The sequence below is a fragment of the Ruegeria sp. HKCCSP351 genome (assembly GCF_017872535.1).
GTDB lineage: Bacteria > Pseudomonadota > Alphaproteobacteria > Rhodobacterales > Rhodobacteraceae > Ruegeria.
Window position 1 is genome coordinate 626,991 of sequence record NZ_JAEDOV010000001.1, and the last position, 15,910, is coordinate 642,900.

Annotated in this window: 15 protein-coding genes; 11 read left to right on the forward strand and 4 right to left on the reverse strand. The window is 58.0% G+C overall.

From position 1 onward, the window contains the following. Window positions 1-3 precede the first annotated feature (3 nt). Window positions 4-531 carry a cold shock domain-containing protein gene (locus tag I9182_RS03100; protein ID WP_209503826.1) on the reverse strand — a complete coding sequence of 176 codons (528 nt, stop codon included), beginning with the start codon at window positions 529-531 and terminating at the stop codon, window positions 4-6. 121 nt (window positions 532-652) lie between these two features. Beyond that, the gene (gene pdxH, locus I9182_RS03105; protein ID WP_209503825.1) at window positions 653-1,258 is read right to left on the reverse strand and encodes a pyridoxamine 5'-phosphate oxidase; all 606 of its coding nucleotides are present in this window, start codon (window positions 1,256-1,258) and stop codon (window positions 653-655) included. A 135-nt stretch (window positions 1,259-1,393) separates the two neighbouring features. Here pdxH and fabI point away from each other — a divergent pair, with 135 nt between their 5' ends. The 5 genes from fabI (at window position 1,394) to trpE (ending at window position 7,356) form a co-directional block, all read left to right on the forward strand. After that, on the forward strand, window positions 1,394-2,200 hold the full coding sequence (gene fabI / locus I9182_RS03110) for an enoyl-ACP reductase FabI (RefSeq protein WP_209503824.1): 807 nt from the start codon (window positions 1,394-1,396) through the stop codon (window positions 2,198-2,200). Window positions 2,201-2,204: 4 nt separating this feature from the next. Next, window positions 2,205-2,714 carry a xanthine phosphoribosyltransferase gene (gene gpt, locus I9182_RS03115; RefSeq protein ID WP_209503823.1) on the forward strand — a complete coding sequence of 170 codons (510 nt, stop codon included), beginning with the start codon at window positions 2,205-2,207 and terminating at the stop codon, window positions 2,712-2,714. Between the two features lie 21 nt (window positions 2,715-2,735). Then, entirely contained in the window at window positions 2,736-3,911 is a 1,176-nt protein-coding gene (locus I9182_RS03120; RefSeq protein WP_209596401.1) for an aminotransferase, read from the forward strand. An 80-nt stretch (window positions 3,912-3,991) separates the two neighbouring features. Further along, the gene (locus I9182_RS03125; protein WP_209596403.1) at window positions 3,992-5,833 is read left to right on the forward strand and encodes a SurA N-terminal domain-containing protein; all 1,842 of its coding nucleotides are present in this window, start codon (window positions 3,992-3,994) and stop codon (window positions 5,831-5,833) included. An 11-nt stretch (window positions 5,834-5,844) separates the two neighbouring features. Next, the gene (gene trpE / locus I9182_RS03130) at window positions 5,845-7,356 is read left to right on the forward strand and encodes an anthranilate synthase component I (protein WP_209503820.1); all 1,512 of its coding nucleotides are present in this window, start codon (window positions 5,845-5,847) and stop codon (window positions 7,354-7,356) included. 35 nt (window positions 7,357-7,391) lie between these two features. Here trpE and I9182_RS03135 read toward each other — a convergent pair whose 3' ends face one another. After that, window positions 7,392-8,819, reverse strand: coding sequence for a divergent polysaccharide deacetylase family protein (locus I9182_RS03135; protein WP_209596405.1), 1,428 nt, complete (start codon window positions 8,817-8,819; stop codon window positions 7,392-7,394). 199 nt (window positions 8,820-9,018) lie between these two features. Between I9182_RS03135 and I9182_RS03140 the strand changes: the two genes are divergently transcribed. The 6 genes from I9182_RS03140 to lexA all read left to right on the forward strand — a co-directional run bounded on the left by I9182_RS03140 (window position 9,019) and on the right by lexA (window position 13,844). Then, window positions 9,019-9,600 carry an aminodeoxychorismate/anthranilate synthase component II gene (locus I9182_RS03140; RefSeq protein WP_209596407.1) on the forward strand — a complete coding sequence of 194 codons (582 nt, stop codon included), beginning with the start codon at window positions 9,019-9,021 and terminating at the stop codon, window positions 9,598-9,600. Continuing rightward, the gene (gene trpD, locus I9182_RS03145) at window positions 9,597-10,616 is read left to right on the forward strand and encodes an anthranilate phosphoribosyltransferase (protein WP_209596408.1); all 1,020 of its coding nucleotides are present in this window, start codon (window positions 9,597-9,599) and stop codon (window positions 10,614-10,616) included. Before I9182_RS03140 ends, trpD begins: the two co-directional genes overlap by 4 nt. After that, window positions 10,613-11,425 (forward strand): indole-3-glycerol phosphate synthase TrpC, encoded by an 813-nt coding sequence (gene trpC, locus I9182_RS03150; protein ID WP_209596411.1) that lies wholly within the window; start codon window positions 10,613-10,615, stop codon window positions 11,423-11,425. Before trpD ends, trpC begins: the two co-directional genes overlap by 4 nt. Further along, window positions 11,425-11,898 (forward strand): cyclic pyranopterin monophosphate synthase MoaC, encoded by a 474-nt coding sequence (gene moaC, locus I9182_RS03155; protein WP_209596413.1) that lies wholly within the window; start codon window positions 11,425-11,427, stop codon window positions 11,896-11,898. Before trpC ends, moaC begins: the two co-directional genes overlap by 1 nt. Next, the gene (gene glp, locus I9182_RS03160; RefSeq protein ID WP_209596415.1) at window positions 11,895-13,067 is read left to right on the forward strand and encodes a gephyrin-like molybdotransferase Glp; all 1,173 of its coding nucleotides are present in this window, start codon (window positions 11,895-11,897) and stop codon (window positions 13,065-13,067) included. Before moaC ends, glp begins: the two co-directional genes overlap by 4 nt. A gap of 78 nt (window positions 13,068-13,145) precedes the next feature. Continuing rightward, window positions 13,146-13,844, forward strand: coding sequence for a transcriptional repressor LexA (lexA, locus tag I9182_RS03165; RefSeq protein WP_209596417.1), 699 nt, complete (start codon window positions 13,146-13,148; stop codon window positions 13,842-13,844). Here the strand turns inward: lexA and I9182_RS03170 are convergent. After that, entirely contained in the window at window positions 13,838-15,886 is a 2,049-nt protein-coding gene (locus I9182_RS03170) for a ComEC/Rec2 family competence protein (RefSeq protein WP_209596419.1), read from the reverse strand. The genes lexA and I9182_RS03170 overlap by 7 nt on opposite strands. Window positions 15,887-15,910 lie beyond the last annotated feature (24 nt).

Below are 15,910 nucleotides of genomic sequence, written 5' to 3' on the forward strand. Positions count from 1 at the left end.
CCGTCAGCCGTCCAGCGCGGCTTCCCAGGCGAGAACCTGCGCCGCCATTCGGCCGCGCTTGCCATCAATTACGCGCATCGCAAGCGCCTCTCCGGGCTGAAGGTCAGCAAGCCCCGAGCGCCGCAGCACTTCTATGTGCAAGAACACGTCTTCTCCGCGCCCAAAAACATTTGCGAACCCGAAGCCCTTGCCTTTGTCGAACCACTTCACCCGCGCAGCCTCCAAAGGGGCTTCTGCGATAGCGTCCGGATCCAACTCGGCAAAATCAGCCAGCATCATCGACTCGGCGCGCGCTGGCGGGTCGATTGCAACAACCTCAACCGCTTGGACACCTCTGTCCGTGCGATGTGTCATGATTTCGATACCCGCACCGTCCGCGACGGAACTCTGACCGAAATTGCGCAAAACATTCACATGCAACAGGATGTCTGGCCCGCCTTCGTCCGACACAACAAAGCCGTATCCCTTAGCGGGATCGAACCATTTCACGTGTCCACGGACGCGATACATATTGTTCAGGTCTTCTGGCACGGTTTTCCCATCGCGAATTTTAGCAGTTCGTTAAGGGTCTGTTGTTTATGGGATTGGCGGGCAAATTCAAGCTGAAAAAATCGTTTACTTTCTGCCTGTTGCATTTCACGACACGTGAACGTCATGGATTCAACCTTTCAACATGCCATGCCGATCCCGGCTCAATTCGTTTCCATCTGAACCGGTCATGCAAGCGAAATGCTCCATCGGCCCAGAACTCAATTTCTGTCGGCGTTAATCGGTACCCGCCCCAGAACGGAGGGCGTGGTGGATTCGGCCCTAGTTTAGCGGTCACTTTCGCGACCTCTGCCATCAAAGCTGTGCGGCTTGAAAGCGGTTGTGACTGCTTTGAAGCCCAGGCACCCAACCGGCTTTTCAATGACCTTGATGCATAATATGCATCAGCTTGGGGCCCGTTTTCACGACATATTGTACCACGAACGCGAAGTTGACGCCGCAAAGATTTCCAATGCATTACAAATGCAGCTTTTTCCGACGTATCCAGCTCGTTCGCTTTGGCGCTTTCGTAGTTTGTATAAAATACAAACGAATCCGCCTCAATTTCCTTTAGCAAGACCATGCGTGCATTTGGCAAACCATCCGGGTCTACGGTTGCAAGCGCAATCGCATTCGGATCATTCACCTCAGTTTCTTCAGCCTCAGCTAACCACCGGGCCGCAATTTCAAACGGATCGGAGCCAGCAAAGATGCCTTCACGCTCGGTCATTTCCATCCCCTGGAAAGTATTAACGACGAACCTAAGGCGAGAACCCGCTGCGAGCAAGAGCGCACGGCCTTGATGCAGCGCAACCAATGGCATAAACCAACTCAACATAACGCGAAGACAGGCGGAGAACCAAACATGTCAAATCAGTTGATGGCCGGCAAACGTGGCCTCATCATGGGACTGGCCAATGACAAATCGATTGCATGGGGAATCGCCCGCGCCTTGTCCGAAGCCGGAGCTGAACTTGCCTTTTCCTACCAGGGTGATGCTTTAAAGAAACGTGTGGACCCACTGGCTGCGCAGCTCGGGAGCGAAATCGTTCTGCCCTGCGACGTGAGCGATGAGGCATCTATTGATGCACTCTTTACGGCGCTGGAAGAGAAATGGGGCAAACTGGATTTCGTCGTTCACGCCATCGGTTTTTCTGACAAGAACGAATTGCGTGGACGTTATGTGGATACAAGCCGGGCCAATTTCACGCTGACAATGGATGTATCCGTTTATTCGTTCACTGCGGTTATGCAGCGCGCGGAAAAGTTGATGTCCGAAGGCGGCAGCGCGATAACGCTGACCTATTACGGAGCCGAGCAGGTCATGCCGCATTATAATGTGATGGGTGTTGCAAAGGCCGCTCTGGAAGCGTCAGTCAAGTATCTGGCCGAGGATCTGGGCAAGGACGGCATTCGCGTGAACGCGATTTCCGCCGGTCCGATCAAAACGCTGGCCGCCAGCGGCATTGGCGATTTCCGCTACATCATGAAATGGAACGAGTACAACTCTCCGCTGCGCCGCAACGTGACCATTGACGATGTCGGCAAGTCGGCCCTGTACCTGCTGTCAGACCTAAGCAGCGGCGTCACCGGTGAGAACCTGCACGTGGATTCGGGCTACCATATCGTCGGAATGAAGGCCGTTGACGCCCCAGACGTGGAAAAAGGTTAAGAACATGAGCGCTAAGGATCGCCTGCCGCACGAAAAAGGATTTCACATCAGCTGGGACCAGATCCACCGCGATTCGCGCGCATTGGCGTGGCGTCTGGACGGACAAGGCCCCGATGACGGCAGCTGGCGTGCTGTGGTGGCGATCACCCGCGGCGGCATGGCCCCTGCGATGATCGTAAGCCGGGAATTGGATATTCGTACTGTCGATACGGTCAGCGTCAAATCCTACCATCATCAGGCTCAGGGTGAGGCCGAAGTTCTGAAAGCACCCGATGCCAAATTAATGGGCGACGGAACCGGAATTTTGATCATCGACGACTTGGTAGACAGCGGGAAAACACTGGAATTGGTTCGGGAGATGTATCCGAAAGCGCATTTTGCGACGGTATATGCAAAACCCAAGGGACGCCCAATGGTGGATACGTTCATCACCGAAGTCAGTCAGGACACATGGATCTTTTTCCCGTGGGACATGGCCCTTCAATATGTCGAGCCCTATCGCGGCACCGATTGAATTCAGATCAGTAGGCAGCACATGACGCTCAGCCGGACCGCCGCAACATTCGCGCCGCCAGTGATGGAAGCGCGCCGATGGCTCGAGGGTGTTACGTTCCCGCCCGAACGTCCGTTGATCAACGTCAGCCAGGCGGCACCGGTTGACCCGCCGCCGCTGGCGTTGCGCGAGGCTATGGCCGAATTTACCGTGCGCGAAAACCATGCGCATCTTTATGGCCCTGTGCTGGGAAATAATGATCTTCGCGCGGAACTGGCTGCGCAGATCAGCGCGCATTACGCAGCAAGTGTTGAGGCACCTCAGGTTGCTATCACCTCAGGCTGCAATCAGGCGTTTTCAGCAGTGATTTCGGCCATCACAGGTGAAGGGGATGAGGTTATTCTTCCAACCCCATGGTATTTCAATCATAAGATGTGGCTGGATATGTCGGGTGTCCACGCTTTGGACCTGAAGTCCGGCGACGATTTGCTGCCCGACCCTGAGAGCGCACGCGCGCTGATCACGGACAAAACACGTGCCATCGCTCTGGTCACGCCCAATAATCCCGGCGGCGTTGAATACCCGGCGGACCTTGTCCGCGCCTTCTTTGAGCTGGCGCGCGAAACCGGGATTCACCTAATCGTCGACGAAACCTACCGTGACTTCGACAGTCGCAGCGGGCCGCCACATGATCTGTTCCTGCAACCAGACTGGGATCAGACGCTGATCCACCTTTATTCCTTCTCTAAGGCCTACAGGCTGACGGGTCACAGGGTCGGTGCCATTGCAACGGGACCTGCACTTTTGGCTGAGGTCGAAAAGTTTCTTGACACCGTTGCCATTTGCCCTGGTCAGATCGGACAGTTCGCCGCGCTTTGGGGTATGCAATACTTGTCGCAATGGCTGGCAGGGGAACGCGACGAAATACTCGACCGTCGTGCTGCCATCCTTGAGGGTATGCCCGCGCTGGAATCCGAAGGTTGGCGCCTTTTGGGACTTGGGGCGTATTTCGCCTATCTGGAGCATCCGTTCGACATGCCGTCAGACGAGCTTGCGCGCCGTCTGGTCAGCGAAGCTGGCGTGCTGCTGTTGCCCGGCACCATGTTCATGCCCGATCATGACCCGGCCGGAAAACGGCAAGTGCGCATTGCATTCGCCAACCTCGACCGCACAGGTTTGGGCCAATTGTTCAAACGATTGCAGGGCCTGTCCTTCTAAGCTTGCCCCCCGGCGGTGTGCGTCGTATTCAAGGCGGCAACCGACAGGGCAGAACGCTGCCGAAATAACAAGAGGGCACCATGGCCGCAGGCGCTAAAAGTCTTTCGAAAACCTTTGTCTGGATTCTGATGGGCATGCTGATGCTGGGGCTTGCGGGGTTCGGCGCGGTCAACCTGAGCGGCACAGTCCGTACTGTGGCGCAAGTTGGTGATGAAAGCATCTCGATCGATGATTTTGTCCGCGAGTTACAGCGCGAGATCCGCGCGGTTGAGGCGCAATCGGGTCAGCCCCTGCAAATGTCGCAGGCACGCGATCTGGGGCTGGATCGCAATGCGCTTGCCCGCCTGACGGCCTTGGCGGCGTTGGACAACGAGGTGAGCCAGCTCGGGATTTCCATAGGGGATGAAAACCTGCAAAAAGAGATCGTGTCTGTCCCGGCCTTTCAGGGCGTAGACGGCAATTTCGACCGCGAGGCATACCGCTTTCAGCTTGAACAGGTCGGCATGACGGATTCCGAGTTCGAGTCGGACCTGCGCAAAGAATCTGCCCGTACGATCGTTCAAGGTGCGATCATGGGAGGTGTGGAAATGCCCGCAACCGTGACAGACACAATGGCCAACTACATCGGTGCCCGTCGCAGCTTTACTGTTGCAACCGCAGGGGCCGAGGCATTGGAAGACCCCGTGGCCGAGCCGACTGACGCACAGATTCAGACCTACTATGACGAAAACGCTGAGCAGTTCACCCTGCCCCGCACGAAACAGCTGACGTATGCGATTCTGTCTCCGGCCATGTTGGTGGACACGGTTGAGGTTGACGAAGAAGCCCTTCGCAAACTTTTTGAAGAGCGGTCGGACGAATATAATCAACCGGAACGCCGTTTGGTCGAGCGCCTGAATTTCCCGGATGAGCAAGCAGCCAATGACGCCAAGGCGCAACTTGAGGTCGGCGGAACGACTTTTGAACAACTGGTTCGCGACCGTGATCTGGAACTTTCCGATATCGATCTCGGCGACCTGACACGTGAGGATCTGGGCGAGGCCGCCGACGCCGTGTTCGCGGCAGAGCTTGACGCTGTTGTCGGCCCTCTGCCATCGGTATTTGGCCCCGCCCTGTTCCGTGTCAACGGATCCCTGGCTGCAAACAGCGTTCCCTTTGAAGAGGCCGAACCGGCCCTGCGCGAAGAACTGGCGACAGAACGCGCCCGCCGCCTGATCGAGGCACAGTCCGAAGACATAAACGACATGCTGGCTGGCGGCGCGACTCTGGAAGAACTGGCAAATGAAACCGAAATGGAACTGGGTCAGATCGACTGGACCCGCGACAGCGCCGAGGACATAGCGGCCTATGACGGGTTCCGCGCTGCCGCCGAGGCCGTTCAAGAGGGAGATTTCCCTGAAATCACATTTCTCGAAGACGGATCGATCTTTGCCTTGCGCCTGAACGACGTTCTGCCGCGTCGCCCCGAACCGCTGGAAAGCGCACGAGACAGTGTCGCTGCGGCTTGGGTACAGGCAGAGACCAATAAAGCCCTGTTGGACAAAGCAAACGCCGCACTGAGCCAACTGGCCACCGATGGTGACTTCGCAGCGACTGGCCTGCCATTCCGCGTTGAAAACGCACTGACACGCACCGCGTTTCTTGATGACGTTCCCGCCAGTTTCATGAACGAAGTGTTCCAGATGGAACTCGGTGAGTTGCGCGTCGTTGGCGGAAATGGTGCAGCGTTTCTAGTGCGTCTGGACGAGGTTCTGCCCCCCGAGGATTCCGACGAACTGCGCCGGTTGCGCGACGCACTGGCAACGCAGATGGATCAGGCGCTGTCACAGAATATTTTTGACGCATACGTACGGGACGCTCAGACCCGCGCCCGCCCGGTCGTGGATCAGCAGGCGCTGAACGCCGTGCAGGCGAGCTTTTAAGCGAGACCAAGATGGCCCTGACACCCGATTTCGATACCTTCGCACGCGCCTATGAAGCGGGCGAAAACCAGGTGGTTTACACACGTCTCGCCGCCGATCTGGACACACCCGTGTCGTTGATGCTCAAACTGACGGGAGCGCAGAAAGATGCGTTCATGCTGGAGTCGGTTACGGGCGGTGAGGTGCGTGGCCGCTATTCGATCATCGGCATGAAACCGGACCTGATCTGGCGCTGTCACGGTGAAGCGTCCGAATTGAACCGCTCGGCGCGGTTCGACGCCGACGCCTTTGCTGCGCAGGACGGCAATCCGATGGACAACTTGCGTGCCTTGCTGGCCGAAAGCCGTATCGAGTTGCCAGACGACCTGCCTCAGGCCGCTGCCGGGCTGTTTGGATATCTGGGCTATGACATGGTTCGGCTGGTCGAATACCTGCCGGACGTGAACCCCGATCCGTTGGGGCTGCCAGATGCGATCATGTTGCGCCCGTCTGTTGTCGCAGTACTGGATGGTGTCAAAGGCGAGGTGACCGTGGTCTCACCCGCCTGGGCCAGCGACGGTCAATCTGCCAAGGCTGCCTATGCGCAGGCGGCCGAGCGTGTAATGGATGCGGTCCGCGATCTGGAGCGCGCGATGCCCGCCGAAACCCGTGATCTGGGCGACGCGCGCGAAATTGCGGAACCGGTGTCAAACTTTACCAAGTCGGGCTACATGGAAGCGGTTGAAAAGGCCAAGGAATACATCCGCGCTGGCGATATCTTCCAGGTTGTTCCGGCGCAGCGTTGGACGCAGGATTTTCCGCTGCCGCCTTTTGCGCTTTATCGTTCGCTGCGACGCACCAACCCCTCGCCGTTTATGTTCTATTTCAACTTCGGTGGTTTTCAGGTCGTTGGTGCCAGCCCCGAGATTCTGGTGCGTGTTTTCGGCAGCGAAGTCACCATTCGCCCGATCGCAGGCACCCGTCCCCGTGGCGCGACCCCCGAGGAGGACAAGGCAAACGAGCTTGACCTGCTGGCCGACAAGAAAGAGCTGGCCGAACACCTCATGCTTCTGGACCTCGGGCGCAATGATACCGGCCGCGTGTCCAAAATCGGCACTGTACGTCCCACCGAAGAGTTCATCATCGAACGCTACAGCCATGTGATGCACATTGTCTCGAACGTGGTGGGTGAATTGGCGGAAGACAAAGATGCGTTGGACGCCTTCTTTGCCGGGATGCCTGCGGGCACCGTCTCGGGCGCGCCAAAAGTGCGCGCGATGGAGATCATTGACGAGCTTGAGCCGGAAAAACGCGGCGTCTATGGCGGAGGTGTCGGCTATTTCAGTGCGGGCGGTGACATGGACATGTGCATTGCCCTGCGCACCGCCATCGTGAAGGATCAGAAACTCTATATTCAGGCTGGTGGCGGTGTTGTCTATGACAGCGACCCTGAGGCCGAGTTCATGGAGACTGTCCATAAGTCAAACGCCATACGGCGCGCAGCGGAAGATGCCGCACGGTTCACTGGAAACGGCAACGGTTAAAGAACAAGGCGGCGATCGCCGCCTGATTCAAACAGTCACTGAACCTGTTTCATCAAGACGGCCGAGATCGGTGCCATCGCTACCCGGCTGCCACGATCCTCAAGACCCCACAGCAAAAGGGCCGAGATTGTCTCGGGCCGTACCCGCCCCAGCATGACAACGGTTCCTTCCTGACCTGCCCGGAACGCGGCCTGATCCAGGAACCGGCGCATGATTCTGGGATCCTGTCGTGCCCCATCGATATCGCGAAACACTACGCTGGACGGAATGCCATTGCGAACCGCCAGCTTTTGGACAGTATTCAGCCCATTGTCCTGAGTGATCAACCCTCGTCCGGTTCCGGCGGCAATCGCCGCGACCTGATCGGCCAGCTTGCGATTTCCCTGAATGCCGCTGTTCACGCCTTCCAGAATACCAACGGTTTCCGGCAACGTGTCCAGCCACACAGACAGGGAAACTTCGGCATCCTGCGCGCTTGCTGCCTCGGGCAGGTCCGCAAGGGCCAGAACTTCGAACCCGGCCGCGCGGTGCCGTGCCATCTTTTCCGCCGCATCCGGATCAGACGGGTTTACGGCAAAGCTGATCGGGTAAGGGAAATCCTGCAACGCTTCGGCACCGAATGCGCCTTCGTCATCAATCAGAATGATCGACATCAGCGGCTTAGCTTCCGGGTTCTCGAACTTGGCGGCAAAACGTTCAATCGGTTTTTCCGCAGATGGCTGTTCGGAAATCGCCTGTTCTGCAACAGGCTCATCATCTCGTTCCGTCAATGGCAGGATACGTTTTCCGACAATCGAACTGGTACTTTCTTCCTGTTCTCCCCCGATCTGAGGCAGCGCAGCAATGCGCGGAAGCTCGCGGGGCAAGGTGTCTTCATCCCCTTCCACCGCAATCGGACTGCTTTCAAATGAATTTTCAGTCGTTGTTTCATTTGTTTGTGGTTCGGCCTCAACCTTAAGCAACGGATTTGGCTCGGGCTCAAGAACTGCGACCTCGGATGTGTCGGACTCGGTCGGCGGCGCGGGGGTTTCATCAATTACAACCGGCAAGGTCTGTTCCTGCTGAACTGCGGGCACCTGGCTGGGCTCGGGCGGCGCAGCAGGGGCTTCGGTCATGACAGACACTTCGGTCGCCACCGTTGCAGCGGGCTCGTTCGGGGCCTCAGCCGCTTTACCAACCTCGGGCTGCGGCTCGGATGACGCTTCCAGCCCGGACAGGTCGGCCAGATCTTCGCTGGCATTATCGGCGGCTTCTGGCGCACGCGGGGCCAGTTCCACCAGATCGGCATCAGAAACATCCTCGGCAAGTTCATTAGGCGCCTCTGGTGTTTCTGAAATTGTCGGCGCTGGTGCTTCGGTCGCGACAACCGGTGTGTTGACCATCGGCGTGTTGAGCGACACGACCGCACCCAAGATCAAAACAACGATCGCCCCTGCGACCATTCCTCCGAAAAATCCGCCCATATTTCCTGCCTTTCGCCTCTTTTCCCTGCCTCGCCCTGCTCAGCGCCATCTGGTGTGGCGCTCGGTCAATTGGAGGCGTCAGAAACCGTATGTCCTCTTGACGCTGCCGCCCAAGCCTGAGCATGTATGTGCGGACATTATACCGTGGCCCGGGGTTGCATCGCCAGCCCGAAATGCCCAAGCGAAGATAAGTGCCCATATGCTGCTGCTGATCGACAACTACGACTCGTTTACCTACAATTTGGTACATTATTTGGGCGAACTTGGTGCCGAAATGGTAATTCGACGCAATGATGCGCTGGATGTACAGGAAGCAATGGCCATGAATCCGGCTGGCATCCTGCTAAGTCCCGGCCCCTGCGACCCGGATCAGGCGGGCATCTGTCTGGCTCTGACCGAAGCCGCGGCCGAAACCAAAACACCCCTTTTGGGGGTTTGCCTTGGGCATCAGACCATCGGCCAGGCTTTCGGTGGCAAGGTTGTTAGATGCCACGAAATTGTGCATGGCAAGATGGGCATCATGCATCACACCGGGAAAGGCGTCCTTGCTGGCCTTCCGTCACCCTTTGAAGCCACACGCTACCATTCGCTGGTCGTCGAGCGCGAGACGCTGACCGACTGTCTTGAGATCACAGCCGAGCTGGAAGACGGCACGATCATGGGGCTGCAACACAAGGAACTGCCTATTCACGGTGTTCAGTTCCACCCTGAATCGATTGCGTCCGAGCATGGTCACGCCCTTCTCAAGAATTTCCTGCAAGAACTGAAAGTCCCCGCATGAGCGACGCGCTGAAACCGCTGATCGGAGCAGCCGCCGATCGTCCGCTGACCCGTAAAGAGGCCGAGACAGCCTTTGGCATCCTGTTCAACGGCGAAGCCACGCCAAGCCAGATCGGCGGGCTGTTGATGGCCATGCGCACAAGGGGGGAAACGGTTGATGAATATGCCGCGGCCGCGGCTGTCATGCGCGCCAAATGCAATGCCGTGCGGGCGCCCGAAGGGGCGATCGACATCGTAGGCACAGGCGGAGACGGAAAAGGCACCCTGAACATCTCGACCGCGACTGCATTTGTCGTCGCAGGCGCTGGTGTGACAGTCGCCAAACACGGCAACCGCAACCTAAGCTCCAAATCCGGTGCAGCGGACGCATTGGGGCAAATGGGTATCAACGTTATGGTTGGCCCGCAAGTTGTTGAAAGTGCTCTGAAAGATGTCGGCATCGGTTTCATGATGGCACCGATGCATCACCCGGCCATTGCGCATGTTATGCCTTCGCGGCAGGAACTGGGAACGCGCACGATTTTTAATATCCTGGGCCCGCTGACCAACCCTGCTGGCGTCAAACGGCAATTGACCGGCGCCTTTAGCCGCGAGCTGATCCGCCCCATGGCTGAAACACTAGGCTTGCTGGGGTCAGACCGCGCGTGGTTGGTACACGGATCGGACGGGACTGACGAGTTGACGATCACCGGTATCAGCTGGGTCGCCGCTTTGGAGGATGACGTGATCAAAGAGGTCGAGTTGCACCCCGAGGATGCTGGCCTGCCTGTGCACCCTTTCGAAGACATCCTCGGCGGAACCCCTGAAGAGAACGCCATCGCATTTCGTGCTCTGCTGGACGGTGCTCGGTCAGCGTATCGTGATGCCGTGTTGCTGAACTCTGCCGCCGCATTGGTTGTCGCTGATGCGGCAAGTGATCTGCGCGAAGGTGTGGCCATGGCCGCTGCGAGCATCGACAGCGGTGAAGCCAAAAACAAAATCACGGCCTTGGCCGCCAAGACTCAGGAGGCCGCATGACCGAAACCGTTCTGGACAAGATCAAAGCCTACAAACTGGAAGAAATCGCAGCAGACAAGGCTCAGAAGTCCTTGGAAACGCTGGAAAGTGAAGCACGTGCCGCTTCGGAAACCCGCGGGTTTGCCGCAGCGCTTCAAGCTGCGTCCCGGCAAGGTTACGGCCTGATCGCTGAGATCAAAAAAGCCAGCCCTTCCAAGGGTTTGATCCGGCCTGATTTTGATCCCCCTGCCTTAGCCAAGGCTTATGAAGAAGGCGGTGCTGCGTGTTTGTCCGTGCTCACCGACACGCCCAGCTTTCAGGGTGCAAAGGAATATCTGACACAAGCGCGTAACGCGACATCTCTGCCGGCTTTGCGCAAGGATTTCATGTATGACCCGTATCAGGTGGTCGAGGCACGTGCTTTGGAAGCCGACTGTATTCTGATCATCATGGCATCCGTCAGCGATGATCAGGCAGCCGAGTTGGAACAAACCGCTTTCGATTGGGAGATGGATGTTCTGATTGAAGTTCACGACCAAGCCGAGCTTGAACGCGCAGCCCAACTGAGAAGTCCATTGATCGGTATAAATAACCGCAATCTCAAGACCTTCGAGACCACTCTTGACACAACACGCCGCCTATCCAAACTGGTGCCAGCGGACCGTACTATCGTGTGTGAAAGTGGGTTGGGCACGCCAGAAGACTTGCGGGATATTGCGCGCTATGGCGCCCGGTGTTTTTTGATCGGCGAAAGCCTGATGCGCCAGGACGATGTCGAAGCGGCCACGCGCCACATCCTGTCCAATCCGCTTATCCCCGGAGTGATGTAATGCCGCTGACCCATTTCGATGCTCAAGGTCAGGCGCATATGGTCGACGTCTCGGGCAAAGAGGTCACAGATCGCATAGCCGTGGCTGTGGGTCACGTGAAGATGGCACCGGAAACCTATGAAATCATTTCAGAACAACGCGCGGCAAAGGGCGACGTTTTGGGCGTTGCCCGTCTGGCCGGCATCATGGGTGCAAAGAAGACGCCGGATCTGATCCCGCTCTGCCATCCTTTGCCAGTGACCAAGGTTGCAGTTGAGCTGACCCTCGACCCGGATCTGCCAGGAGTTCAGATCGAAGCAACGGTCAAGACGTCAGGTCAAACCGGAGTTGAGATGGAGGCCCTGACCGCCGTTTCCACCGCGGCCTTGACTGTTTACGACATGACCAAAGCCGTCGACAAAGCGATGGAAATTGGCGGCATTCATGTAAGTCTTAAAGACGGCGGAAAATCAGGGCGTTACGAGGCGAAATGATTACCGTCGAAGAAGCGCGCGCCCTGCTGTTCGATCTTGTCGGCCCTCTACCTTCGGAACAGGTTCCACTGGCCCAGTCCGCGGGACGTGTTCTGTCGCACGCGGTTGTGGCAACGCGCGACCAACCTCCTTTCGCCGCATCTTCGATGGATGGCTATGCCGTCAAAGCCGACGAAGTCGAGCTTCATGCCATGTTCAAAGTGGTGGGCGAATCCGCTGCGGGTCGTCGTTTCGACGGCTCGGTGGGCCCCGGTCAGGCCGTGCGTATATTTACCGGCGCTCCGGTTCCCGATGGCGCGGATTTCGTTGTGATTCAGGAAGATACCGACCGGCGTGGCGATCTGATCACGATCACAGACCACCCCGGCCCCAAAACGAACATCCGCCCTGCCGGTGTGGATTTTATGGCAGGCACGCCCATCACGGCACCGCGTTTGATCCGCGCCGAAGACGTTGCCCTGATGGCTGCGATGAATATCGCGTGGGTCCCGGTCTCTCGAAAACCCGTCATTGCTCTGATCTCGACCGGCGACGAACTTGTCATGCCCGGCGAAGAACCGGGACCGGACCAGATTATCGCGTCTAACACGTTTGGATTGCGGGCATTGCTTGAGGGGCTCGGTGCTGTAGTTCGTGTCCTTCCGATTGCACGGGACACGGTTTCATCGCTTGAGACTGCGTTTGATCTGGCGCGAGGGGCCGATCTCATCGTGACAATTGGCGGCGCGTCGGTTGGTGACTACGACCTCGTGTCTGACGTTTCGCAGGGCTTGGCGATGGATCGGTCGTTCTACAAGATCCGAATGCGCCCCGGAAAACCCCTGATGGCTGGTCGCATGGGTGACACCGCGATGGTCGGACTTCCGGGAAACCCGGTCAGCGCGATGGTCTGTGGCTATCTGTTCCTTGCCCCGATGGTGCGCCGGATGCTGGGGCTGGAAATGGTTCTGCCGCCGTTTCACTCTGCCCGATTGACCGAACCATTGACAGAAAACGGTCCGCGCGAGCATTACATGCGCGCGGTTCTGGGCGAAACAGGCATCCAGGCCTGTGCAGATCAGGACAGCTCTCTCCTTAGCGTTCTGGCGCAGGCAAACGCCCTTTTGGTCCGTCCCCCGAACGATCCCGCCCGCAAGACCGGGGAAACGGTTCAGTACCTGCCTATCTGAACTTCGCCCAAATTCATTGACACAAAACGTGAACATGCGTAGAACAAAAGAAAACGCATGAGCGACGAGGTGTGAGCAATGCTGACCAAGAAGCAATTGGATTTGTTGAAATTCATCCAAAAACGCGTGCAGGCGGACGGTGTTCCGCCCAGTTTCGATGAAATGAAGGCCGCGCTTGATCTTCGGTCGAAATCCGGCATCCACAGGCTGATCACTGCGCTGGAAGAACGCGGCTTTATCCGTCGCCTCGCGCATCGTGCCCGCGCGATTGAAATCGTAAAGCTTCCCGAAAGCCTAGGCGGTGAACCAACTGCTGGATTTTCACCCCGCGTGATCGAAGGCGATCGACCCAAAGGCCCCCGCCCGGCCAATATTGAGCCGGTTGCGGTGGACGCGCTGGAATTGCCGGTGATGGGCCGGATCGCAGCGGGTGTCCCCATTGAGGCGATCAGCCACGTGTCGCATCACGTGGCGGTCCCCGGCCCCATGGTGTCCGGGAAGGGCCAGCACTATGCGCTTGAGGTTCGCGGCGACTCGATGAGTGACGCGGGCATCAATGACGGGGATGTGGTTGTTATCCGCGAAACCGCGACTGCTGATAACGGTGATATCGTAGTTGCACTGGTAGAAGATCAAGAAGCGACGCTGAAACGCTTTTTCCGCCGCGGCAACGCTATCGCGCTCGAAGCGGCCAACCCGGCTTATGAGACACGCGTTCTTCCCGAAGAAAAGGTCAAGGTTCAAGGTCGCCTAGTCGGTCTGATCCGCACCTATTGACCCAGCTTCAAACGACGGTCCCCGACAGGATTCGGGGACCAGAGACGGTGACCTATCAGTTCTGCGCTTGAAGTCAGCTTTCCATCCGACAATGACAGGCTGCCGGTTTCGCTCAGGTGATCCGGATCGAAGATGGCGCACGCGCCCTCAAGTGGCAGCGCAACTGTCGAAATAATGATCTGGTTGCCTTCGCATTCGTCGAACTTGCGCGCAGCCCTTTTGCCCGAGATATGGATGATTTCCATGTCCTGATAAGGGTACCGACGAACGGTGCTGCTATCAGGCCATCTGCCTGCTGCCGCGATCTGATCGGCACCGTCGCCGTCATTCTCTAGCCAGACGCTGGCAACAAACCCACTGCCTTTGCTTTTACTCAGGGCCCGGCCCTGAGAGGTCATCACGCCAACTAACCCCCCGTTTTCCGCGATCAGAACATCTGGCCTGTGGCCGGAGTTCCAAAGCAAAAACGACAAAATGACGAGCCCGACCCCGTACCAACGCGCGCGCCCTTGCCACAAGGCAAGCCACAAAGCTCCAACAGCAACAAGTGGCAATACATACCAGGGCGGACTGACGACGAAACCCTGAGCACTATCCAGGTGCGACACCCAGTTTGAAACCCCAAGGATCCAATGCAGCGCCCAGCCCATAACGGTCAGCGGAAAAGTTTCCAACCCAAACGGGGCCGCCAGTGCGGCGACAACTGCCGCAGGTACAACGACAAGGCCCATCACGGGCACGGACAGCAGATTCGCCAGCAACCCATAGTGAGACATTGTATTGAAATGCGCTGCGCCAATTGGGGCCGTAGCAAGCCCGGCAATCGCCGAGGACATCACCAAGCCAGCAATCGGTTTCAACCAGTTCGGGCCGGGTAACGGACCCACCTTTTGCAATGCACCGAAGACGGCGACCAAGGCTGTCGTTGCGGCAAAGGACATCTGAAACCCCGGGCTCAGCAGCGACTCGGGCCAAAGAACCAGAACGATCAGCGCAGCGACAGAAACCGCGCGCAATGAAATCGCACGCCTGTCGATCAACACGGCCCCCAGCATCACACTGACCATGACATAGGCGCGTTCGGTTGCGATATTCCCACCGGACAACAGCAAATAAAGCGTTGCCGCGACCAGCGCGAACACAGCCGCAACTTTTCGAACAGGTAGCCGCAATGCCACGAAGGGGATCAGTGACAAACCAATGCGACAGGCCACAAAAACAAAACCCGTCAGTAACCCCATGTGAAGCCCGGAAATGGCAAGCAAGTGTGCCAGGTTCGACGCGCGCAGGGACAAGAGCGTCTCTTGCCCCATACCGCTGCGATCGCCTGTGGTGACGGCAGCGGCAAACCCACCAATTTCTCCGGGCAGGACTTGTTTCACTTGATGCGATATCGCCATTCGGATTGCCGTAATCCGAACACCGTCGATACCGGCTTTGGCTGGCGCAATCCTCAGAACAGGAACGCGGGTATACCCGACCGCGCCCAACCCCTGAAACCAGGCATGGCGGCGAAAATCGAACCCGCCGGGTTCAACAGGGCCCTGCGGCGGCGAAAGATGCGCTGTGGTCATGATCCGTTGCCCAGGTGCAAAAGGTCCTGTTGCGCCATGAACAGAAAGACGGATGCGTTGAGGCCTGCGCTCCTGCGGCACGTCCCCTACGCGCACCTGATCGAGCGTCAACCGCAACGCATCCGAGGCAGACCGATCCATGGCGACGACCCTCCCCTCGACAGGGCCATAGTACCGCCAGGACAGAACCGGTTCTGCCACCATATGAGCGCGAGTGCCTGCCATTATGAAACCGACCGCAATCAGCGCCCCCCCGGTCGCTAACGTTCCCACCCCCGGTGGCAGCCGGCGGCTCAGGGCGACAAGAGCCAGGAACAAGCAAGACAGACCTGCGTATACCGGCCAGCCAGGCTCGCTCCGGGCACCGAAATAGAGACCGATCCCCGTTGCCAGCATCACTGGCGTCCACGGAAACAGATACCCAGTCTGGTGCAGCAGCGCGGCCTCGACCCGTGTAAGAACACGCATGGTTGCCCCCGTCCTTCGGGCTCG

What these genes read in the sequence shown, in the direction of transcription:
- pdxH (WP_209503825.1), bottom strand. Translation starts at nt 1,258, where the DNA reads ATGACCGAGCGTGAAGGCATCTTTGCTGGCTCCGATCCGTTTGAAATT.
- fabI (WP_209503824.1), top strand. Translation starts at nt 1,394, where the DNA reads ATGTCAAATCAGTTGATGGCCGGCAAACGTGGCCTCATCATGGGACTG.
- gpt (WP_209503823.1), top strand. Translation starts at nt 2,205, where the DNA reads ATGAGCGCTAAGGATCGCCTGCCGCACGAAAAAGGATTTCACATCAGC.
- I9182_RS03120 (WP_209596401.1), top strand. Translation starts at nt 2,736, where the DNA reads ATGACGCTCAGCCGGACCGCCGCAACATTCGCGCCGCCAGTGATGGAA.
- I9182_RS03125 (WP_209596403.1), top strand. Translation starts at nt 3,992, where the DNA reads ATGGCCGCAGGCGCTAAAAGTCTTTCGAAAACCTTTGTCTGGATTCTG.
- trpE (WP_209503820.1), top strand. Translation starts at nt 5,845, where the DNA reads ATGGCCCTGACACCCGATTTCGATACCTTCGCACGCGCCTATGAAGCG.
- I9182_RS03135 (WP_209596405.1), bottom strand. Translation starts at nt 8,819, where the DNA reads ATGGGCGGATTTTTCGGAGGAATGGTCGCAGGGGCGATCGTTGTTTTG.
- I9182_RS03140 (WP_209596407.1), top strand. Translation starts at nt 9,019, where the DNA reads ATGCTGCTGCTGATCGACAACTACGACTCGTTTACCTACAATTTGGTA.
- trpD (WP_209596408.1), top strand. Translation starts at nt 9,597, where the DNA reads ATGAGCGACGCGCTGAAACCGCTGATCGGAGCAGCCGCCGATCGTCCG.
- trpC (WP_209596411.1), top strand. Translation starts at nt 10,613, where the DNA reads ATGACCGAAACCGTTCTGGACAAGATCAAAGCCTACAAACTGGAAGAA.
- moaC (WP_209596413.1), top strand. Translation starts at nt 11,425, where the DNA reads ATGCCGCTGACCCATTTCGATGCTCAAGGTCAGGCGCATATGGTCGAC.
- glp (WP_209596415.1), top strand. Translation starts at nt 11,895, where the DNA reads ATGATTACCGTCGAAGAAGCGCGCGCCCTGCTGTTCGATCTTGTCGGC.
- lexA (WP_209596417.1), top strand. Translation starts at nt 13,146, where the DNA reads ATGCTGACCAAGAAGCAATTGGATTTGTTGAAATTCATCCAAAAACGC.
- I9182_RS03170 (WP_209596419.1), bottom strand. Translation starts at nt 15,886, where the DNA reads ATGCGTGTTCTTACACGGGTCGAGGCCGCGCTGCTGCACCAGACTGGG.